This is a genomic window from Marinobacter sp. NSM (assembly GCF_052380025.1).
Taxonomy (GTDB): domain Bacteria; phylum Pseudomonadota; class Gammaproteobacteria; order Pseudomonadales; family Oleiphilaceae; genus Marinobacter.
The window spans coordinates 126,424-149,025 of sequence record NZ_JBQTCK010000006.1 but is presented as its reverse complement, the minus strand read 5'-3'; the positions used below and the strand labels follow the sequence as shown (position 1 = coordinate 149,025).

General features: G+C 53.7%; 15 protein-coding genes. 10 read left to right on the top strand and 5 right to left on the bottom strand.

Annotated elements, in window-relative coordinates; genetic code table 11:
- Nucleotides 1-135: 135 nt before the first annotated feature.
- The 4 genes from ACTZWX_RS14035 to ACTZWX_RS14020 all read left to right on the top strand — a co-directional run bounded on the left by ACTZWX_RS14035 (nucleotide 136) and on the right by ACTZWX_RS14020 (nucleotide 9,378).
- The gene (locus ACTZWX_RS14035; protein WP_444714468.1) at nucleotides 136-3,288 is read left to right on the top strand and encodes an Ig-like domain-containing protein; all 3,153 of its coding nucleotides are present in this window, start codon (nucleotides 136-138) and stop codon (nucleotides 3,286-3,288) included.
- Between the two features lie 95 nt (nucleotides 3,289-3,383).
- Nucleotides 3,384-5,288, top strand: coding sequence for a DUF1302 domain-containing protein (locus ACTZWX_RS14030; RefSeq protein WP_444714467.1), 1,905 nt, complete (start codon nucleotides 3,384-3,386; stop codon nucleotides 5,286-5,288).
- A gap of 26 nt (nucleotides 5,289-5,314) precedes the next feature.
- The gene (locus ACTZWX_RS14025; RefSeq protein ID WP_444714466.1) at nucleotides 5,315-6,679 is read left to right on the top strand and encodes a DUF1329 domain-containing protein; all 1,365 of its coding nucleotides are present in this window, start codon (nucleotides 5,315-5,317) and stop codon (nucleotides 6,677-6,679) included.
- Nucleotides 6,680-6,894: 215 nt separating this feature from the next.
- Nucleotides 6,895-9,378 (top strand): hypothetical protein, encoded by a 2,484-nt coding sequence (locus ACTZWX_RS14020; RefSeq protein ID WP_444714465.1) that lies wholly within the window; start codon nucleotides 6,895-6,897, stop codon nucleotides 9,376-9,378.
- A 62-nt stretch (nucleotides 9,379-9,440) separates the two neighbouring features.
- Here the strand turns inward: ACTZWX_RS14020 and ACTZWX_RS14015 are convergent, their stop codons facing one another.
- The 5 genes from ACTZWX_RS14015 to ACTZWX_RS13995 all read right to left on the bottom strand — a co-directional run bounded on the left by ACTZWX_RS14015 (nucleotide 9,441) and on the right by ACTZWX_RS13995 (nucleotide 16,835).
- Nucleotides 9,441-10,997 (bottom strand): methyl-accepting chemotaxis protein, encoded by a 1,557-nt coding sequence (locus tag ACTZWX_RS14015; protein WP_444714464.1) that lies wholly within the window; start codon nucleotides 10,995-10,997, stop codon nucleotides 9,441-9,443.
- Between the two features lie 235 nt (nucleotides 10,998-11,232).
- Nucleotides 11,233-12,672, bottom strand: coding sequence for an alkaline phosphatase PhoX (locus ACTZWX_RS14010; RefSeq protein WP_444714463.1), 1,440 nt, complete (start codon nucleotides 12,670-12,672; stop codon nucleotides 11,233-11,235).
- A 202-nt stretch (nucleotides 12,673-12,874) separates the two neighbouring features.
- The gene (locus ACTZWX_RS14005; protein ID WP_444714462.1) at nucleotides 12,875-14,977 is read right to left on the bottom strand and encodes an Ig-like domain-containing protein; all 2,103 of its coding nucleotides are present in this window, start codon (nucleotides 14,975-14,977) and stop codon (nucleotides 12,875-12,877) included.
- A gap of 15 nt (nucleotides 14,978-14,992) precedes the next feature.
- Nucleotides 14,993-16,081 (bottom strand): OmpA family protein, encoded by a 1,089-nt coding sequence (locus tag ACTZWX_RS14000; RefSeq protein ID WP_444714461.1) that lies wholly within the window; start codon nucleotides 16,079-16,081, stop codon nucleotides 14,993-14,995.
- Between the two features lie 160 nt (nucleotides 16,082-16,241).
- Nucleotides 16,242-16,835: a hypothetical protein gene (locus ACTZWX_RS13995; protein WP_444714460.1), complete on the bottom strand. Its 594-nt coding sequence runs from the start codon at nucleotides 16,833-16,835 to the stop codon at nucleotides 16,242-16,244.
- Between the two features lie 175 nt (nucleotides 16,836-17,010).
- On the opposite strand from ACTZWX_RS13995, the gene ACTZWX_RS13990 reads away from it, so the two are divergent.
- The 6 genes from ACTZWX_RS13990 to ACTZWX_RS13965 all read left to right on the top strand — a co-directional run bounded on the left by ACTZWX_RS13990 (nucleotide 17,011) and on the right by ACTZWX_RS13965 (nucleotide 22,600).
- Nucleotides 17,011-18,387, top strand: a complete 1,377-nt coding sequence (locus ACTZWX_RS13990; protein ID WP_444714459.1) for a hypothetical protein — start codon at nucleotides 17,011-17,013, stop codon at nucleotides 18,385-18,387.
- Nucleotides 18,388-18,582: 195 nt separating this feature from the next.
- A complete protein-coding gene (locus tag ACTZWX_RS13985; RefSeq protein ID WP_444714458.1) occupies nucleotides 18,583-18,777 on the top strand; it encodes a hypothetical protein in 195 nt (64 codons plus the stop codon).
- A gap of 86 nt (nucleotides 18,778-18,863) precedes the next feature.
- The gene (locus ACTZWX_RS13980) at nucleotides 18,864-19,304 is read left to right on the top strand and encodes a TadE/TadG family type IV pilus assembly protein (RefSeq protein ID WP_444714457.1); all 441 of its coding nucleotides are present in this window, start codon (nucleotides 18,864-18,866) and stop codon (nucleotides 19,302-19,304) included.
- Between the two features lie 41 nt (nucleotides 19,305-19,345).
- Nucleotides 19,346-20,230 (top strand): Flp pilus assembly protein CpaB, encoded by an 885-nt coding sequence (gene cpaB, locus ACTZWX_RS13975; protein ID WP_444714456.1) that lies wholly within the window; start codon nucleotides 19,346-19,348, stop codon nucleotides 20,228-20,230.
- The gene (locus ACTZWX_RS13970; protein WP_444714455.1) at nucleotides 20,220-21,410 is read left to right on the top strand and encodes a type II and III secretion system protein family protein; all 1,191 of its coding nucleotides are present in this window, start codon (nucleotides 20,220-20,222) and stop codon (nucleotides 21,408-21,410) included. Before cpaB ends, ACTZWX_RS13970 begins: the two co-directional genes overlap by 11 nt.
- An 11-nt stretch (nucleotides 21,411-21,421) precedes the next feature.
- Complete coding sequence (locus ACTZWX_RS13965; protein ID WP_444714454.1) at nucleotides 21,422-22,600, top strand: AAA family ATPase; 1,179 nt, start codon at nucleotides 21,422-21,424, stop codon at nucleotides 22,598-22,600.
- The last annotated feature ends 2 nt before the right edge of the window (nucleotides 22,601-22,602 follow it).

Genomic DNA, 22,602 nt, shown 5'->3' with positions numbered 1-22,602 from the left:
GCAGTATACCTGTCCCGGGAAGACAAGTTTTTCAGTTTTTTACAACTTAAGTGCAATTGTGTGTTTGAATAGGGATGTCTATGCGATAAATTACGTAGTGTTGGTGATCGCAAAAAACAAAAAACGGGGAATAAAATGCTTCTCAAACACAGACACCTATTGCCTGCTTTGACGTCATTAGTGGCTGGCGTAACGCTAACAGGTTGCCTCGATAGCGGGGGGCAAACTGACAAAAACGCCAATCCGAATTTCAATATCAGCAACCCGAACATTATTGCCGAAGGCACCCGGCCGATCTTCCGGCCGCTGGAAACCGCGTTTCCGCTTCCCAGCGATCCGCTGTTCTTCCTGAACCCGGAGTTGGACGGCACCATGCTCAACGGCACCGACCCCACCAACCCGGTCACTACCGGCTTGGGTTTTGTGGACGGTAATTCCATCCTCGCGCCGTTCGATATCAAGATCAGCGACAGCCTCGACCCAAACCAGACACTGGACGCCCGCAACTTCGTTGAAATCGACGGTGAGGTGGTGCCCAACCCGGATCAGAACGTTTTCATTTTGGAGATGGATTTTCCATCCGGCGATGCTGTATTCCCTCAAAATGATGAGGTGGCGGGAATTGTCGACATCGACCGCTACCGGCTGGCCAAACGCCTGAGGACGCAGGGCCGTAACCTGCAAGCGGATGAAATTTTCCAGCAGCTGCTGGAAGAGCGTTTCAGGGTCGAAATCATTACTGTTGATCTCTCGGGGCCGGTCGGTGAGCCCGGCGGCGCACCCAACAATGCCATCCGGATTCAGCCGCTGCTACCGCTCAACCCGAAAACCAAGTACACCGTTGCGCTAGGCAACGAAATTGTCGATAGGAATGGCAACCCCCTGGTTGCAGAAAACCGTTTTAACTCCGCATCCAATCCGGATTTTGTGCTCGGCAATCCCCAGTTAATGCCTTTGCGCATGTCGGTGTTGCCGGCCCGGGCCTGGGCCAGCGAGTTTTTCCAGTTCAAGCGCCAGGAAGCAGGGCCAGAAGCAGAAGCCACCACCTTTGATGACGTCACCTTTGCTATAAGTTTCACCACTACGGCGGTAGAGGATGTTTTACTCGCGAATGCAGCGCCTGCTGCCTGGTTCCGGCAGCACCTGCTGACCGAGCGCAAGCAGGCGGTGATCAGAGAACTGATCATAGGAAACTTAAATGTGTCGGGGCAAGCTCTGTCTGGTGTGTCTCAAGAAGACCAGCTGATCAACTCGGAACTGTTCCGTTTGCTGACGGATGAAGACTTCCGTTTGTTTAACGAAGAACTGGCCACTCTTCTGGAAGATGCCAATGCCACAGGCATGACAGTGCGTTACCGCGACCTGGTAGAGTCTAGCGGGGCAAACCGTCAATTGGCCTATACCTTGCAGACGGCTGCCGTGGAGGCGGTTGAGGCTGTGACAGACGTATCTGGCCTGGCAGATCAGCTGGCACAAGAGGCCGCAGAGTTGCTGGACCTCCCCAAAGCTCATCAGGGTGGAAATGAATCGCCCGTGCGTTTTTTTAGTGAGAAACGCGGAGGCGACATCAACCCGGCGCTGGAACAGGTCGCACTCGAGATTCCAATCCTTCCGGATGTGACGGTTTCACCAAGAGTTTACGAAGGTGAAATCACGCTGCCTTACTACCAGCCCCTGCCGGATGAATTCGACGGCACGCCATTGCAAACTGGCTCCTGGTTGCCGGCCGATTTCAGCTCCAATCCCAATTTGCCACAAGCAACATCTGATCGTGTCAGCTACCGCTTCCCCTTTGCGCGAAAACAGGGTGACGTGAAAGTTCCCATCATTGTGGCCGCGCCTGATCCTAGCCAAATTTCAAACCTTGACCCCACGCTCGAATTCCCGGTCATCATCTATCAACACGCAGCTACCCAAGACCGCTCCGCCATTCTCCCGATGGCGACTGCTGCGGGTCTGTTATGTCTGAGTGAGGGTGTGCCACTCCAGAACAGCGGAGATTGCTTTATCACCGTGGGCATTGACTTGCCCTTGAACGGTGTCTTCGGACAGGCGGCAACATCAGATCAGAGTGACGGCCGTCCCGGTATGGTCGCGATTACCGAACAAGAAGGCAGCTCGCCCGATGCCACAGAGCGTCACTTTGGTTTCACCGCAGGGCCAGCGATGAGCCCGGTTGACGCAAGCACCGTACCCAACCCGGAATCCGGCAGCCTGTTCCTGAATTTCACCAACTTTGCCAATACTCGTGACAACATGCGCCAGGGCGTGCTTGATCTGCTGCATGTTAACGCCCTGTTACCCGCTATTGAAACCGCTATTAACGACTGCAATGACCGTGGCCAGTGCAGCAACGGGATTCGAATGGATACCAGCCGCGTGCACTTTATCAGCCACTCGCTCAGTGGCATGAGTGGAGTGCCTTTCCCGGTGATCAACAACCTGGCAGCGCAAGACAATCCGGACTTGAACCCGATTGTCGCCTCAGTCTTGTTCAATACCGGCGGACACTTCAGTCGGCTGGCCGAGAACTCCCGGGAAACCATAGCTCCTGTGCTTCTGCCTACCCTGGCAGAAGCTTCAAAAGGCGTGCTGGCTCAGGGCCGTACAGAGCTGAATATCTATTTCAACGTGTTTCAGGCGTTGCTGGACTCAACAGATCCCGTCGCCTTTGCACCGCTATACGCCCAGACCGGTAACAACGCTACCTTGCTGACGTCAATTGTGGGAATGCCGGGAGACCCGGGCCGCCCGAACGACGGCACTATCCCTAACGCGGCTGATGGTGACCTGTACGACCAAGGCCCGCTAAATCGGGTATTGGATAGCGGTTTTGAGATCAGGAGCCTGCCAGCGCCGCTGGCAGGTACCGATCCACTCGCCAGATATATGGGTGCCGTTGATACCGGCAGTCCCGCTAACGATGGTTCTAGACCGGTCATTACCCGGTTCCTGGAAGGTTCCCATGGCAACCCCGTGTCCGCTGGCCAGAAAGGTGCCGATCCATTCAGCTCCAGCGCGGTCTTCGACGAGATGATTGCACAAATGCGGGGGCTGTTCCTGAGCGGACAGATTTCGATTGAAAACGAATGTGTCGTGCAGGGCGTTGGCGCCAATCCAGGCGATGCCAGCTGTGATGGTCTTACGGATGGAGGTCGAGATCCTGTCGACAACGGCGATGACGATTCCGTTGAGACTGATGGATCTGGCAACTTCCTTACAGACACCGTCGGTGGGCTGTTCTCAGGACTGGTCGGTGGTTTGTTCGGGGCATTCAGCGGCGGCTGAAGCACGCCATCCGAAAGCCTTGATCTACAGACTACTCGCTAATAATGAGCCCGGCCCTGAAGTGGCCGGGACAGCTCAGACACAGGAGCATATCAATGACAAAAACAACGATTAGCCGGTTCGCCGGAAAGCACACCGGCCTTGCCGCAGCGATTGCTGCATTGGTCGCGCCTCCGGCAGCCGCCATTGATTTTAACTTCTATGGTATTGACGCGTCCCTCAGCACCACCTTGACTGCGGGTATTGCGGTACGCGTGGAAGATCGTGATCCAAACCTGATCTCCCAGGGTAATCTGGGGCCAGAATTTGCTTACAGCAACATCGGGGCGTCATCCAATAACTTTGATGACGGTAACCTCAATTTCGACAAAGGCGACCCGTATTCACAGATCCTCCGGGGCCGCTCCGAGCTATTCCTGGATTACAGTCCGAACAGCAACTACCTCACCCGTATCGGCGCGCTGGTGCGTGGTACCTATTACTATGATCATGAACTCAAAGACAACAAAAGAGCGGTGGACCCGGTAGGGCAGCGCCGTGAACTTAACAGTAAGGCTAAAGACAACGCTGCAGGCGTAGACCTGCTCGATGCCTATATCTTTACCGATTGGTACTTGGGCAATACGCCGGTGTCAGTCCGAGCCGGTCGGCAGGTAGTCAGCTGGGGGGAGAGCACATTCATTCAGGGTGGCATCAATGCAACCAATCCCATTGATGTCGTTGCCCTGAGAACGCCTGGTGCCGAGCTGAAAGATGCCCTGCTGCCGGTAAATATGGTCTATACCTCAATAGGCTTAACCTCGGAGATCACCCTTGAAGCCTATGCACAGCTGGAGTGGGAGCCGTTCAAAGTTGATGATTGCGGTACCTATTTCTCATCAGCAGACGTGGCGTCCCCCGGTTGCGGCCCGGTATTGCTTGCCGGTCAGGTGCCTGATGCACAAGCGTTTGACGAAGAGTTCGTAGCGCCCCGACAAGGTGATGTAGAACCCGGGGACAAAGACCAGTTTGGCGTTGCGTTGCGTTGGTACGTACCGGCGCTCGATTCCGAACTCGGTTTCTACTACGTCCGCTACCACAGCCGCCTGCCAATGATCAGCGGCGTTGTAGCCAATCCTGAGCCGGAGTTTGATAGCCAGTTCAACAATCCGGAAATACCAGAATCCCGTTTTCCCAGTTACTACATTGATTACCCGAAAGGTATCGAACTCTATGGCATCAGCATCAACACCACCTTGCCAACCGGCACCTCACTGGGTGCGGAGTACAGCTTCAAGAAAGACGCACCTGTTCAATGGAATACCTTCGAACTGATTTACGGTGGCTTGCAGCAACGTGGACCAGACGGCCAAGTAATCAGCAAACTGGAACAGCGTTTCCGTGACGCCAATCCGGGAGTTAATTACGCTGGGGAGCGCGTGGATGGATTTGATCGATACGACATATCTCAAGCCCAGGCCACGCTTATCCACTTCGTTGACCGTGTCTTCGGCGCTGACCGGTTTATCACCATCGCGGAAGTGGGGGCAACGTACGTACACGAATTGCCAGACAAGAGCGAGGCCAGATACGGTCGCTCAGGCATGTTTGGGGTTGGCCCGGTCCCCCTCGAGGGCGACAGCTTTAACGGGGACTTCTGTAGCGCTGGGCCGGGTGATGAAACCTCCAGACTGAACATCAACCCCACCTTTTGTAAGAACGATGGTTTCACCACGTCTTTCTCTTGGGGGTACCGCACACTGTTTGCGCTTGACTATGCTAACGCCTTTGCGGGCATCAACCTGATGCCCAAGTTGTTCTTCAGCCACGATGTCAAAGGGTACGCACCAGATCCGGGCGGTAACTTCAAGGAAGGCAACAAATCGCTGAGCATCGGCCTTGATGCCAACTACCAGAACCGCTACTCGGGCTCTATCAACTACACCAGCTACTTCGGAGGTGACTGGAACGAAATCTCCGACCGGGATTTCGTTTCGGCCAGCATCTCCTACTCATTCTGATGGCTAAAATAACAGGAGTATCGACCATGAAAACCTATAAGAGACACCTCATTGCCGGCGCCATTGCGCTGTCCCTGTTCGGAACTTCTGCAGCGATGGCTGCGGTATCCGAATCTGAAGCAGCCAAGCTGGGTAACGAGTTGACGCCAATTGGTGCTGAAAAGGCCGGCAACGGCGGCGCCATCCCGGCCTGGGATGGTGGTTTGACCGACCCGGGTGTCAATCAGCCTCAGCAGGGTATTTATCCGGACCCGTTCCCCAACGACGAAGTGAAGTTTGTGATCGATCAGAGCAACGTGGACCAATACGCAGACAACCTGTCCCCCGGCCAGGTGGCGATGATCAAAACTTACAGCACCTTCTCAATTCCGGTATATGAGACCCGCCGTACCTCAACCTACCCACAAGAGTTGATGAATCTCGCCAAGGAGAATGCCACCACCGTGTCGCTGACGCCAGACGGAAACGGCCTGCAGAACTATGAGAAAGGCGTGCCTTTCCCGATCCCCCAGAAGGGGCAGGAAGTGATCTTCAACCACATTACTCGCTATCGCGGTGGTTCCATCATCCGTAACGTGGCCCAGGTAACGCCCCAGGCCAACGGCGAATTCAGTCCTGTAAAGTTCACTGAGCACCTGACTGATCGTGTCAGGCTGGCGGATTATGAGCCGGGTATGGACGAAAACGTACTGTTTTACTTCAAACAGGTGATCACGGCACCGACTCGCCTGGCGGGTAACGTGCTTTTGGTGCACGAAACCCTGGACCAGGTAAAAGAAGGTCGCCGAGCATGGTTATACAACTCCGGCCAGCGCCGGGTTCGCCGGGCACCCCAGGTAGCTTATGACGGCCCGGGTACCGCAGCAGACGGCCAGCGTACCTCTGATAACCTGGACCTTTTCAACGGCGCACCAGACCGTTACAACTGGGAGCTGGTGGGCAAGAAAGAAATGTACATCCCATACAACTCCTACCGCCTGGCGTCCCGTGACCTGAGCTACAACGACATTATCCAGCCGGGTCACATCAATCCGTCCATCACCCGTTATGAGCTGCATCGTGTGTGGCATGTGCGCGCCACCCTGAAAGATGGCGAGCGTCACATCTATGCCAAGCGGGACTTCTATGTGGATGAGGATTCCTGGCAAATTGCTGTTGTAGATCACTACGATGGCCGTGGCGACCTGTGGCGTGTCGCAGAGGCTCATCACATCCAAGGTTATGACATTGATGTTCCGGCTTACGCCGCCGAAACCCTCTATGACTTGATGTCAGGCCGTTACCTGGTTATGGGACTGACCAACGAGGAAAGCGACCCTTACACTTATGGTGTCACGGCCCGCTCCAATGACTTTACGCCGGCTGCTCTGCGCCGGGCTGGTGTTCGTTAACAGATTCGCCGTCTTATACCTTCTGCCCGCCCCGGTCGGGGCGGGCTCTTCCTTCCCCCTCTCTGTTCATCAACTTTTCCCGTGCTTAAAAGATTGGCCCGCAATGCCTCTTTGTAAGACGTGACGTCTTATTATTTTTGGTTAATAATTAAGCATAAGATATGTAGTGCGATACTAAAACAAGAAGGACTCGAAGTCCGTAAAGGAGACATAACGTGGCCATTTTAGCGCGCCAGCGTCTGCTGGTTTCGGCGGTTTGTGCAAGTTCCATACTTCTGCTGTCCGCCTGTGGTGGCGGCGGTAGTGATTCTGCTCCAACGGCAACCCCAAATAACGAGCAGCGCCCGGGTTCAGGTAATTCAATCCCCGATCTGCCTCCGGGCAAGACAACCAAACCCTACGCCTACGAAAACACCCGCTTTGCCTTTGCCAACGGCTGTTACAGCTTGCGGGCCGATGGCCGGTTTATCTCTGATGGCTCGGGGCAAGTATATGGAGTAACCAGCGACCCGGGTCAGGCCGCCCGTTTCTATCTGCGGCCGACGGAGCTTGGTGCCTACCTGCTGATGCCGGATTATCAGCGCGAGGCCGGCGAAGCAGGGCAATTTGAACTGCTGGGCATCAGTGATCCCGGTGGCGAATTTCTGGATACCACCGGCATGTTCATTGGCGAGCTAAGCTATCTGGTGGCCGGGTTGGGGGATACCACTAATATATTACTAGACCCGATTGCCCCGCTGGGCGGGTTGCTGCGAGAACTGGGTGAAAGCCTGGAATTCGCCGGAGACCAGTTGGCCAACACGGATGTACGCCCGGCGCTGGCCACGGTAGATAGTCCGAACGATCTGGCGGTCTGGAAGCTCAACAAGCTGCAAGACAGTGAGTATACGCTCACCTCTGCCGTCACCGGGTTGATTCTGGGCACCTCGGAAGAGGGTTTAACCCTGTCGTCACCATCGTTGCGTGATACCAGCAATGCCTTCACTTTTGAGCCAGCCCAAGGTTGTGCTGATTACCCGGAAGCCGACCTCAGCCTGGAAGTGGCCGACAAGCGCGGCCCGGCGGTGTACCTGAAAGAGGTTGACCGCTTCAAGAACATCGAAGGCATTGATAACGACGATATCTTCGGGTACGTCGACACTCACTCCCACATCTCGGCCTATGAATTCATCGGCGGCCGCGTTAATTATGGCGCTCCGTTCCATAAATTCGGCGTTACCCATGCCCTAGAAAACTGTGAGGTAGCTCATGGTCCCTGGGGTACCACAGGCTTCCTGGAGCTCGTTACCAGTGGCACCGGGCCCCACGACACCCAGGGATGGCCAACCTTCAACGATTGGCCTCGCTTCAATTCCCTGCAACACCATCAGAGTTACTACCGCTGGTTAGAGCGAGCCCATTACTCCGGCATGAAAATCCTGGTCAACCACCTGGTACACAACGAGGTGCTGTGCGGCATCAACCCTCAGAAGCAGAACGACTGTGACCCGATGGAAGCCATCCTGCTGCAGATCCAGCGCATGTATGAAATGCAGAACTACATAGACGCGCAGCATGGCGGCCCCGGTGAAGGCTGGTTCCAGATTGTCACCAGCCCGGCCCAGGCCAGGGAAGTGATCGGTGAGGGCAAGATGGCTGTGGTGCTGGGCATCGAGATGTCGAAAGTGATGCGCTGTGGCGAATTCATGGGCGTGCCGGAATGCACAGCTCAGGATGTGGTAGAACGACTTGATCAACTTTACCAATTGGGCGTTCGTAACATGTTCCCGGTGCACAAGTTTGATAACGCCTTTGGCGGCCACCTGCCGGATCTCTCTTCCGGCGTCGGTATCGGAGCCGTACTGTATGCGGGCAACTTGCTTGAAACCGGTCATTTGATTGAGTTTGAAGAGTGCCCGGAAGGAACTGAATTTGTGGGGGACGAGACAGACCAGAACGCCGCTCTGCAACCCTTTGGCATACTGGACCAGTTGTTGTTCCAACTTGATTATCTTGGGGACCGTTTCCCGGAGACTCCTGAGCAACTCAAAGCGCTGGACCCACGCCAGGGTACTGAACGCCTGTGTAACCGTCGTGGCCTCACAGACCTGGGCGACTTCCTCATCCAGGAGCTGGTGCGCCGAAAAATGATGATCGAAACCGACCACATCAGCCGCAAAGCCGCCGCTCGCATCCTCGACATCACCGGAAAGCTCGACTATCCGGTTATCAATAGCCACGGCGGCTGGGGTGGCACCGAAGCCCTGCGTGATCGCATCGCCGCCCAGGGTGGCATCACCGCCTCGTTCGGTGGCACTCGTGAAGACTGGGTCGATAAGCTGGTCCGGGATGGCAACCGCCCACGCCCGGACGACCAGAAAGTGGGCCCCTTCGGCGGCGCGGGCTTTGCCTCCGACGTCAACGGCATCGCCCAGCTTGCCAACAACCCCGGCAGCGCCGAAGACGAGGCCAGGCTTTATCCGTTCACCTCCGTGGATGGCCGCGTGGTCTTCCACAAACAGAAAACCGGCGACCGTGAATTCGGCCTCTACGACGGCCGCGGCGTGGCCCACTACGGCCTCTACCCAGACCAGATCGCCGACATGATGCTCCACTCCGACCGCCCGCAAGAGCTCATCGACGACGCCGTCAACCAACTCTTCACTTCGGCCGAAGCCTACCTGCGCATGTGGGAACGCATCGAAAACGCCCCGCTATGAAATTGGGGTCAGACCCCCGGACATTTCGCACCACCAAATGTCCTGGGGTCTGACCCCAACTTTTATTTGAAGCGGACGACCAGCTCGTGGAGGTCTTTGGCGATGTCGCCCATCTCCCGCACGCTTTGGGTGGATTCCTCGCCCTTGACCAGGTTCTGTTCCGCCATATTTGAGATGCGTCCGACCTGTTCGTTGATCTGATCAGACACCTGCGCTTGCTCTTCAACGGCGGTGGCCATTTGAAGAGCCATTTCAGCGATGGTGACCACATACTCGGCTATCTCTGACAGGCTTGCCTGGGCTTCGAGCATCTTTTCCAGGCCATTATCAGCGGCTGTCACGCCGGTTTCGGCAACCTGCACTGATTGCTCGGATTTGCCAATGAGCTCGGAAACTACAGCATGAATCTCCTTGGTCGATTCCCGGGTTCTGCGCGCCAGATTGCGAACTTCGTCTGCCACCACCGCAAAGCCCCGGCCGTGTTCACCGGCCCGTGCTGCTTCAATAGCGGCATTCAGGGCAAGCAGGTTGGTCTGTTCGGCAACGTCTTCAATCATTTTCGCGGCAGAGGCAATCCGGTGCGTTTGCTGGGCGAGATCGTTAACCGATTGGCCGATGTTGTGAACGGTCTGCTTCAAATCCTCAATGGCAGCCCGGGTCGAGTTGATGGTAGCAACGCCCTGGTCAGACGCCTGGCGGGCGTTGTCCGCCTTGTCGGCGGTTAGTTGCACATTCTGTGACACCTCACCGATGGTCACCGACATCTCATGAATGGCCGCTGCTACCTGCTCGGTTTCCTGCTGCTGTTCCTGCATGGTTTGCTGGGTGTCGTAGGCTATTTCGAGGTCTCGGGTGGTGTGCAACCTCATCGCCGCAGATGAATCCTCCAGCCGGGTTAGCACCGCGTCCAGGTGCGCCTTCTGTGCCATCACAGCTACCTTTAGCTTACCGAGACTCAGTCCATCATCGGTATAACTCCGGGCCGCCAGATCGCTGGTGAAGGTCTTGCCCATTTGTTCCATTACAGAGGTGACCAGATTCGATTGCGACACCGTTGCCCAGACATGCCGCCCAACAAAGAGGAATGTCAGCAAGCCCGCCGCCCCGGCAACCTGCCCGGCACCATAAAGAAGAGCTGCCGCGACCAACGCAATGCCGACAAGGATATGCGGAATAGCGGATGCATAGCCCCGAAGCTTCAGCGCCTGCTTACCCGCACGAATGCTGGCGTACAGTTTCTCGGCGCGGGCCACATCTTCCCGGGCGGGGCAGGAGCGAACCGACTCGTACCCGATGATCTCCCCTTTCTCAGTTACCGGTGTTACGTAGGCGCTCACCCAGTAAAAATCGCCGTTCTTGCACCGGTTCTTGACCAATCCCATCCAGGGTTTACCGGCTTTCAGGCACCCCCACATCTCCTCGTAGGCCTCCGGCGGCATATCCGGGTGGCGCACAAGGTTGTGGGGCTGGCCAATCAGCTCTTCTCGGTTGAAGCCACTGATTTCCACGAATGCTTTATTACAGTGCCGGATCTTGCCCTTCAGGTCAGTGGAAGAAATCAACTTCTGGCTGGGGGAAAAGGTACGTTCGTTATTGGTGACGGGCAGGTTTTTTCTCATGAGCACTCCGCAAAGCGCAATATTGTTATATGGCATTCCTAAGTAATTACATCGGGACGACTTCCGACTTCTTCAAGATCAAATTGTAAGGAAGTGTTTAAGTACAGTTATAGAAAGAAATCGGAGGGTTTGCTTGAAAAATAAACAATGGGGTCAGACCCCAAGACATTTGATGGTGCCAAATGTCAGGGGGTCTGACCCCAAAGATTGTAAGGGCAAGATTGATGGATGGTGCTTAGATCATTGTCAGATATTTATCTGGAATTTCCAGTTCGTAGGTGGTGCCCAAGCCGGGGATGCCAGGGCCGAGGGCGCTGCCGCGTTGGTTGCTGAAATAGAGGTATTTACCGTTTTTTGTAAATGCCGGCCCGGTGAGCTCACTTCCACCGCCGGGAATTTGGAGGAGTATTTTCGAGGGGCCGTTCGGGTTCATGACCATCAGCCGCATCGCCTCACCATCTTCTGCCACAATGATGTCATTCATGGGAGACACCGTGAGGTTGTCCACGTCGTCGAAGGCCATGTCGGGAGCAATCAGCTGTTCATTGTCAAAAACAACTTCGATCAGATCGTTGTCTACATCCAGAGCATATACCCGGTTGTCTCCCTTGCAGGCAAAATACACAACAGCACGCATAGGGTTGGGGGCGCCGCTGATAGTCAGGCGTTCATCTTGCTTGAACTCTTGGATCCAGATTCCCTCTCCGCCACGGAAAACAGTACCGGGGGCGCCCCGGCCATTGGTACGCTGAAACTCGGCTCGAACCTGGCCTTGAGCTCTCTCAGGCGATACCACAGGAGCCCAGTTCACTCGTTTTACCGTTCTGGCCTGACGGAGATCCTCTTGATAACCGCCAGACTCGAAGCCCTCAATTTCGAGGACTTCCAGAACACCATTTTGCATATCAAGCCCCTGGCGACCGTTGATAGACGTTACCAAGCCAGAAGAACGGAAACGATACAAGCGACCGTCGCCCTCATCCTCAGTCAAATAAAGAGTGCGGGTTGTCATATCAACGGCGACAGCTTCGTGATTGAAGATGCCCAGCGCGGGGAGCTCCTGCGCGGTATCAGGTGTACCAAGAGGATCGCACTCGAATACCTTTCCGTCAGGCACTTCCTCGCAAGATAGCCAGGTTTGCCAGGGGGTAGGGCCACCGGCGCAATTACGTCGAGTGCCCCTTAAAATCTGATAACTGTCGGTGATCTGTCCTTCGCTATCAAATCTGAGCACACCTACGCCCCCTCCGGGCACAATTTCACTGTTACTGGCGTAGATCCAGCCACCGTCATCAAGGTCAAATACCGCGCCACCATCAGGGAATATGTGCCAAGGGTAATTAATAATACCAAGTGACGGCAAAGGCACTGGCGTATCGGCTGTCAAACCAGAGACGGCTACCCTTCGGATGCTGAAATCGGCTGGGATCCTGATGCCGTCAACTCCGCTATCTTGCAGCGGCCCGATACCCATCAGGGGGCCCGGTGACAGCGGAAGCTCCATGGCCAGTGCTTCAGGGCTTGTCGGGGTATCTGGGATTGGCGCAGCCGGTGAGGGTTGATCAATCTGCAGTGCTCCGTCACCTGAGCCCCCACATGCAGCCAAGGCGGCCGCGGAGCCGCTGACCAGGAGTATCTGGAGAAAGCGTCGTCTATCGAGGTTTAAATCTGCCATAAATTATTCCATCGCCTACATTAAGCTGAAACGTTTTCGTCAAGGGTAATGCCCTGACATGACAAACTTATGACCAATTTTTGGCTAACGCTGTTGTGCTTTGTACAGAAAAAAACCGCCCGAGGGCGGTTTGAAATTGATCTGGAGAGCTTGGTTGTCAGCGTGCGCTCAGAAACGAACGCACGCTTTTGTCGTCGTGTTATCAGCCAGTGATACCACCAAGGAGACCGCCAAGAAGGCCACTCAGAGGTGTCCCAATGACCGGAATCGCTTCGAGTGCTGACGGGTCAAGAATGTCACCCAGAGGGCTATCCGCAGCACCACCCTGCAATAACCCGAGCAAATCACCAACCAGTGGCAGACTATCCAAAGGTGTTTCATCACCCTGGCCAAGAGCGAGCAATTGCTCAAAGAGATCGCCGATGATGGGTAAATTGCCATCGGTAATAGTCCTTGGGTCTAGCAGAGACAGGAGCTCTCCCAATACGGGAATGTCTCCGCCTCCGAAATCACCTCCGATATCCAGAAGGCTAGCCAGGTCACCGATGATTGGAAGGTTATTAGGGTCAAAGCCGCCGTCAAAGAAATTCTCTGCATCCAGGAACGACAGCAGGTCGCCAATGAGAGGAAGGTCTTCCGGACTGGGAGTTCCGTCCCCGCCGCCGATGGGAGACAGACCTAGCAAAGCGTCAAAAGCTGCCCCGCCAAGATTCAGTACACCGTTAGGGCCTACAAAGGTTTCGAAGCCTTCGAGAACACCAATTGACAGCAGATCGCCAGCGCTTACACCCAGCAACTCACCTTCCAGCAGTCTAAGGTTAACAAGTTCTTTATTGTCGGTCTGGCTCACTAACGTGCCCAGTACAGGCAATTGGCCGAGGGTATCCAAAAGCTCAACCAAACCGTTTTCAAGTGGTGCTGGGAGCGGAATAGAGCCGTCCTCTAGCAATGACAGATCAATGCCCAATCCATCACCCTGCACAAACAGTTGAGCAAACTCTGGCGGAACGGCTGACAGATCACCGGAGCCGAGGCCTTCGAGGAATGTAAGCAGCAGGTCAGGTACTTGCTCTGGGTTGCCACCTGTAAATGCATCTGCAAGGGAAGCAAGCTGTGTTATATCCAATCCGAGATCCAACGACAATGCACAATCAACATCTATACCACCGGTCCCATCGGATGAGCTGGTTACTGATTTCGGATCACAAACGGCGACCAGTGCTGAGGTAAACTCGGTGAAGTCTGTACCATTCACTGATGTAGTCGGGAGTGTGCCAAGTTGATCCAGGTTCTGAAGACCGTCGATCAGTGGAATCTGGAGTATGACAGCGTTATCCAGGCTGCTCAGACCATCTTCCGAGTCACCAAATGCGAGAGGGTCAAGCAGCGTGCCCACCAGTGCATTCAAACCGTCGCCTAAGCCCGGAATCTGATCCACAACGCCGTCATTGAGAGCCAGAACAAGGCCTCCGGTACGGAAAGTAAACTCGCCAGCTTCAGTAAGGTCGTTACCTGCTAGATCCTCAATACTGGTCCCGACGTTCACTCTGAAGAATGTCTGGCCGGCGAGATCGCCATCGGGTGTGAACTCAATTGAATTTCCAACCGGGTTGATCGCGCCGGAGACAGTTCCTACCGGATTGCCGTTAGTGTCCAACTGAGTAACCACGAAGTTATCAGCATTGACGGTAGATGGGTCGATAGGCTCATCAAACTGCACAAAAATCCGAGTGTTCCGTGGTGCCAGGGACTCACCATTCTCCGGATCCGCAGCGACGATTGTCGGACCTGTCTCGTCAAGGTTATCTGCTAAACCGGTTGTGAACGTAGAGGTGTTCTGTGAGCCAAGCGTTTTTGTGTTCGGCTCAGGACAGTCAGCACGTAAGCCAGAGTCTGCCTCGATCGTGAAGGAAGATTCGGCAGCCAAATCGCCGAGTGGATTGAGGATAATGCTCGAGCCGAGCACCCTAGGGCTACCTTCCTCGAGCGCAACAGCATTAGCGCCGTCAATCAACAAACGCACGTTGCCAGGTACGCTCTCCGCATCAACATTAGCATTGAATGTAATGCGCACATTGGTATTGACTGCAACATCGGTTGCGCCGCCGACTGGAACGAATTCTGTAACCGAAAACGCGGTTGTTGAGGAATCACAGAAGCCCTGTTGCTCTGTTTGATCACGAGTTGGGTCCTGTGGAACGTTCAGGCGCGGCTCGCCAGGGCCGCCACCGCCGCCACCGCAGCCGGTAAGGATAAATGTTGAGGCAACCCCCAACGCCAGCAAAGAGTGTTTGAATGACATCATGATTGCGTCCTCTGCTTACTTCTTGATGATTTCTGAGTATTCGCCGGAGACAATAGCCTCTACCCGACGGTTTTGAGCGCGGCCTTCAGCAGTCTCATTGGTTGCAATCGGCTGAGATTCGCCCATGCCGGAAGTAGTGATCCGCTGTTTTGCGATACCAAATTCATTGATGAGAACTTTCATGACCGCATCTGCCCGGCTTTGCGAAAGCTTTTGGTTATAGCTGGCGGAGCCGGTGCTGTCGGTATGGCCTTCCAGCAAAATGGTGGAATTGGGGTATTGCTTCAAAACAACTGCAAGCTTCTCAATTTCCGGGAAGAACTGCGGGCGAACCTCAGTTTTGTCCAGCTCAAACTCAACATACAGAGTTTCGCGAATCTCTTTAGTCAGCTCTTTGGGGCAACCCTGCGAGTCCACCAGTGCGCCCATTGGGGTGTTCGGGCACTTATCGAGTTGGTCAATAACGCCATCGCCATCGCTGTCGACAGGGGGTGGTACTACAGCTGGTTGACGAGTTGCTACAACCACTGGCTTCGGTGCAGTGGGGAACTTTCTGTTGAATAGGTAATGGATACCGGCAAAGTACTGGCCATCAATGTAACCATCTTCCAGCTCGGTCCGAGCTCTTACACCGGCCTCTACCATGAATCGTGGCGCAACCATTCTTTGAAAGCCGCCTTCCAAGTAAATGGAGTCCTCATTTTTACCGCCACCTGCATCTACGTCTATGTCAGTGTAGCTATAGCCAAGGCCACCAAAGGGGCGCCATCCGGCCAATCTGAATTTTGCTGGATGTACCCGTCCACCCAATGAATACTGCATCAGGTCTGTGTCCAGATTGCCGTTACGAGTTTCTGGTTCTGCATAGCCAACCTGGCCGAAGAGCCCCCAGTTCGGATTGAACTGATGAGTAAGGTTCAGACCACCCTGGTAGAAATTGCTCAGATTGTCTTGAACGGCGGATTTGTTGCGGGAGTTGCCGGCATCGATGTAGCTGGCTTCAACGCCCACGGCTGTGTAGCTAAGAGGAAAGTTTTCCGCACTAAAGGCTGTGCAGGGCAGAATTGAAACAGCACATAAGGCTGCAATGGATGTTTTGCGCACGTTGATCCCTCCAGATCGATTATTCAGAAAAGAGTATAGTTTGTATTATGCGATAAAAAAATAGGTGTTGACAATTTTTTACGGTTTGGTCGCATACCAATGATTATAGGCAGGGAGAGCTGGTGGTGCCGGACTATTTTTTGGGGGGGCGCCGAAGCGTTCAGGCCCCGGGAAAATCCACTATGATTTTTGTCTGTGGCGGGATCACATTTATCTGATCATAGAGGATGGCATCTCGGTTAAAGATGGTCACAAACTTAGCAATGCCAAAGCGAGTAGTCGCGTCATAGGCGATCGCATTCAAGTGGCAATAAGGCTCAATTGTGACCAGTTTGTCCAGAAGATCCATTCTGTTTGACGGTCTTCTCGGGAAATCTTCATTGGGAAGGCATGCTTCGTCCAGCCAGCGGTTCCAGTGTGCGTTAATGTCATCCAGGACTTCTTTATTGGCCCTCAGGGGGAGATTGAGGAATCTGCAGTGCTCGAACGTATTTAGTCGTTGTTTGTTGCTGTCCCATTCGCCAATTTCGACTTTAATGTCGGCAAAGCAAACGCCCCTACCCGTCGATGCGCTCTCCCGCACTGCTGCGCCAATCAGGCTGCCAGGACCCTTATTTCCATACAACAGCGTCAGTCCCTTACGGGGAAGTTGCAACTCAGGTCCTTGAAAGTAATCTGGATATCCGAGTCTATGAGTGTCTGGCTGGCGGTCACCCTCAAAGAAGAAGAATGTTTTGGTTCCGATTGCAGACACGGTCAGTTCCATCCTTTGTGAAGTGCGTTCAAGTCAGCAGATATGGTGTTATTTGCAAAGCAAAAATTCAGGATCCTATGGTAACATTGAAACTTATAGCAGAGAATATAACAGCGGTAGTTTGTGAACCAGCCACCGAAAGTTAACAAAATTTCAACGAGTCCGAGTACGCCCAATGCTCAAGAACGAATTGATTCATCCTTCAGAGCCTGTCAACGGTCGCACGCTGTCGAACCTTGCTGCTGTCCTGGAAAGCTACCTGGGTGGAGGAGAAATTCGCGATCTTGACCTTGCGTTACTCATGAATGTTCCCCTTAATCGGTTAAGCCAGCTAAAGAGAGCCAAGTCCTCTGTGTATACAGTCGGTCGAGTTGCCGAGCAAAGTGTCTTGCAGCAAGATACGGTCGGAGACGATGATGCGGAGCTTCCTGGCATCCGGCCGAGCCAGGCTGTATTAGTGAGATTGTTGCTCAGGTGCCCTCAGCTGGTTCCTATCCCGCTCCGGCCTTCAAGCTTTGAAGTTTTTGAGTTGCTGCAGCCATTCATTAACGCCCTCGAAGAGGGGCAGTCGGTCCGGCCGGGTGCAAAATCCGGCTTTGCCCCCCTCTTCGGCCGCTCCTACATCTCCTCATATAAGATGCTTAGCGAGGGAGCTACTGGTATCCAGAATGCCGGATTGCCAGTTGCGCGCCTTCAATTACTTGCAGTTGGTAAATATGCAGAGATCTTTAAGGCTGAACTGCAGGGCATTGTATCCGCGTCAGACCATGCGCCGAGCTATGTGGTTAATGCTCTTAAGTGCCATGACGGGTGGGCATTACTTCGTGAGAAAGACTCGCTGACGGACTGGCTGGATGACGAATCACATCTGCGTTTCGAATCTGCAGTGCACAAGTTGTTTGGTCAATGGTTCAATGATTGCTACTTGGCGGTATTGCGGGATGAAGCGAAATCCAGGGATCTTGACCCATTCACCGCGCTCGTAAGGGGAAAGTGGGTTAACAACTTGCCTGTAAGCGATGATAAATTTCTCAGTTACGACAGATTTTGCCGACCGATACTCGGGCGGAGCGACAGCCTGTTTGCGTTGTTCAGGGAGAGTTTCGGGTTAACCAGTGCTGAAGCATACTGGGTGTTGGGCTTGCAGGTTAAGGCTTTCTACCGTTTTCGTCAGCGCCCTCAGCAGCGTATAGACGCGCCGACGGCTATCTTGCTGCGATATCTGTTTCGCTACCCTGAAGACATTCGATTCCTCATTTCAGAGCCAATGGCCGGGCACGAGATACTGGCTCATCTGAAGCAGCAGGACAAAAAATTCAAGCTTGGCCAGCTTGCGCCACTTTTTGGTGCGTCCCGTGTAATGAGCTATGAGTTTGCGAATCCTGATACGCCTTGCCCATTTTTCGCTCGACGACTGTCGATGATTTTTCGGGTTGGTATTCAAGCCGGTATACCGGTTTACGACCTGCTCAGAGAGAGTGTAGAAGAAGAGTTAGAGGCTCGCGGCATTGATCCAGAGCAGTTTGCCAAAGATGGCCGTTGGCACAAATAGTCAAACAATTGCTTTACAAATTTACAAAGTTTTGCAGAAGTGACGGTGTAAGTTGGTCTCTGGAGAGCTACCCTTGAGTTGACCGTGTTGGTATTGTTATCGCATAGTCTACGTTAACGTGTCAGTTTCGGATCGTTCGCGGGCTAAATCGTGTAAATCATCAATCGGGGCGAGACAAAAATGAGGACAAAAAAGATGTTTGCAAAGTTTACCGGCATAGCGGCTTTCAAACGCGAAAAGGGTGCATCGTCATTGGAATATTTGATGCTGGGTGCGGTCGTAATAGCCATTCTAATTGCGGTGATTGGTTTAAACGATGACATTGCCGGCACCATTTCAACCACGCTTCAGAATCTGTTCGGAGATGTTGAGGAAGCGGCAACTCCCTGAATTTATTCGCAGTTTGCCAGTTGGTACTAATTTCACGCTTGTCTTCTGGCGAACAGCGTTACCTAGTCAGCGTTGGGCTACACGTCATGGCAGCGATCCGATCGAGAGGTGTGATCACCTTGGAGTTCGTGCTCATATTTCCAATCCTGGTGGGTTTCATATATGGCGCAGCGGGCTACGGGGTACTATTCTTCACCAAGTCGCAAATGCAGGTGGCGGTTGATAGGGCATCTTCTGCTGTTTTCTCGCTTGACCGAAGGGCGTCGTCTGATTTCTCGGATGACGCCGTCGCTCACAGTAACCAAGTTCTGGAGGCGCTCAGGCAGCGTCTCCCCAGGGCAGCGGCGGAGAGAGTTGTTGAAAGTGAATGTTCCATAAGTACAGACGGAGGTCTCGACCTTTTGGAGTGTACGCTTCGCGCCGAAGCAACGGAGTCAGGGTTTTTGCCTCAGGTAAACGTATTCGGTTTGGGCACATTTCCTCCGCTACCTACTTCGCTGACGGTGCGCTCATCCGTAGCATTCTGAACAACGACACACTTCATCCTGGCCGGCAAAGGACATGACATATGAGGTCAAGGTTTATATACGCCCTACCATCTTTACTGCTCGCGTCAGCGGCGATCGGACTAGCCATTTATGGTTTGATCTCAACGCAGAAAACTGATCAAGGGCTCCCCACCGAAGCCGCAAATCTCGTTGAAGATCCAGAGCCACGTGAATCTGAGCTTAAAGCATCTTATGTTATAGCTGTACGAACCTTGGATGCGGGCGATACGCTCGATCCAGAGTCGGTTTCAACGATTGAAACGACGGCGATCATTGAAACTGCAGTTTCAGCGAACGACCTGTCGTATGATCAGCCACTTGAGAGGCGTTTAAAGGTAGGCGAGATCTTAACAACGGATTACTTCGAGCCTGCAACCCGGCTTCAACCGTTAGTAACCGAGGGCAAGCGTGCACTGGCTCTGGAACTGACCCCGTTAACGAGTATTGGCGGCCTCGTTTTACCTGGCGATCATCTCGATATATATGGAAGTTTCAGAGGTGTATCAGACGAGGAGGCGGTCACAGTGGAAATTTTGAGCCAGGTCGAAGTTTTGGCAGTTCAGGGCTCAACTGACCCAGCTGAAGAACAAGCGAACGATAATCAGCGGCGTAACCAAACCCTCGTTCTCTTGGTCCCGAGGGACGAAGTGGCCCGTCTTTTACTGGCTTCGGCAGAATCAAGGTTGTCTTTTGTTGCCAGCGCCGCTGATATGGCTGAGGAAACGCAGTCGAAATCAGAAACTCCGCGCCTGGCATTCATCAATGATATCCGCCCCGCTAGAGAGCAATCGGACGAGCCACCCCAAGCCATGGCCGAAGAGGCAAAGGCGCAGCCAGAAGTTCCAGAGGGTAGGCAGATTCAGGTATTCGAGGGTTCTTCTACAAGGAGTGTTTATGTTCAATAAAACCGGTTGGGTAAAAGCTTTTAGTTTATGGTTTTGCCATGTTGTCCCCGGTCTAATGCTAGCGTTTACCACATCCGCATTTGCTTCAGGAAAACCAGTCTCGCTTGGACAAGGAGAGCAAGACGTACTGCAGTTTCCGGAACCCCTCGCTAAAATCTCCGTTTCGGACCCCAGAGTGGTCTCCGTAACAGCATCGGGTGAGAACGAGGTTATTGTCACCGCTGAGTCACCCGGTGCCGCAACGGTTCGGGTTTGGCTAGAGGGTGCGCCATTGCCGAAAGTCACCAGCTATCAGGTTTCACGGTTTGGCGGCGTTAAAAGCCAAACGCCGATGCAGGTTCAAACTGACATACGCATTGTTGAAGTCAATCGCTCGGAGCTAAACACGCTGGGCGTGTACTATTCCAGGCTTTTTAATGGCGGTGCCAATGGCGTAACTATAGCGCCGCCCGGTTCGGCCAGCACCGGTGCAGCGAGCTCTGCTCCATCTGTCCCTGGTGCCCTCAGAGCTGAAGGCTTCAATCTCTTCAGTTTTGGCTCTAACTCACTCAGCGTTATCAACGCGTTGGAGTCGGGCGGATTCGCGTACACACTTGCCGAGCCCTCTTTGGTAAGCCTCAGCGGCCAGACAGCAACTTTTTTATCTGGCGGAGAATTTCCCATACCGGTGTCCTCCCGGGATGGCGATGTCCAGATTGAGTTTAAAGAGTTTGGCGTTAGCCTGGCACTGACTCCCACGGTGATTGACGAGAACCAAATCATATTAAAGGTCGCACCCGAAGTCAGCGAACTGGATTTTTCAGCTGGCGTAACCACAGCCGGCGTTTCAGTACCTGGTTTACGGATTCGCAGAACAGAAACGATGGTTTCAATGGCTCCGGGGCAGAGCTTTATTATCAGCGGCCTGGTGAGCCGTTCAACCACAAATAACAGCGACCGGCTGCCCGGATTGGGCAATATTCCGATCCTGGGCGCTTTTTTCCGTTCTGACCGAGTGTCATCGGAGGATAAAGAGCTCATCATGGTGGTTACACCCAGATTTGTAACCGCTATGAACCGGTTGCCTGCTGAAGTCAGAAATTTTGGTCGTCAGTACGAACAGAGCAGCACAGACTGGCTCGACATGGCCATTAACCCCGGTAAAGCCGGAGCGCCGATCGAAAGTGGTCTAAGTTGGTAACGGAGTAAAACATGAGCGATACCATTATCTGTGTTGCTGACGACGTTGGCGTTCGTGTTTGGCTTGAACGCGTCCTGGAGCCTGATTGGAATCTGGAGCTTGTCAGTTCGTCAGATCTCTCCCGTGTCAGCCGGTTAGTTCAAGCCACTGGTGCAGCTGTCGTCATCGTGGCGATCGACGAAAATGAGGCCAGCAGAGCCTTAAAGGTGTTCTCTGCGGTTCAGAAATCCTGCCCTGAGGCGCACTTGGTTGGAGTGTCTCAGCGCATATCACAAGACTTGCTGCTGAATATTATGCGTGCTGGCGCCCGCGACTGCTTGATTACAGGCGTAGATGCAGATTCTGCCCGAGAGCGGGTGGCCAGAGTTGCTAGCGTGGCCGCGCCAGCAAGAGGTGCGTCGAGTCGCGCAATAAACAGTAATATCACGATTGTAACGGCCGCTTCACCGGTTGTGGATACCCGCTTCTTTGGTCAGAACTTTGTTCATGAGCTCAGTGAGTCGCAAAAAGACAAAAGTATTCTTGCGCTAGACTCGGGCTCAGACCCAAATAGAACCTTCTACTTTGACAACCTTAACAGGTTGACCCTCAACGATTTGGTATCCAGAGGTGACAATGTTGACCGCACCTTTGTAGAAACCGCACTTGAGGAGTTCTCTCCAGGCTTAAGATTATTGTCGGGGCAGCTTGATTCCAAAGCGTTGGAAGGCGACGCCGGCGCCGATCTTTATATTACGATCACACAACTCGCCAGCTTGTTCGATCATCTCGTTATTCGCGTAGAAGCCGATCACCTTGGAGGCTGGTTAAGGGCGCTGGGTTCGGACGTATCGAACATCATGTTATTGACCCATCCGGCAGTCGATCAAATTCAATCCAGCGATGACATCATCAAGCACGCGTCAGACTGGGTTTCAGAGAGATGTCGCGTATTCGTCATCGTTGACGGCTTCGAGAAAAAGAGCAATCTGTCATTGTCCGATGCTGAAAAAACCCTCGGGCGATCCTGTGATTTGCTAATCCCGATTGAGTGGAGATACAGGCTGGACGCAATCAATGCGGGTATTCCGATATCTCTGTTACCGGCAAAAACTCAGTATGAAAAATCTCTGCGAAGCTTTGTTAGAAAACAGTTCATTGAGAAAGAGAAAGGTTTCTCCAGCCTGATATTAAAACGCGCCAGCGCCTGAGG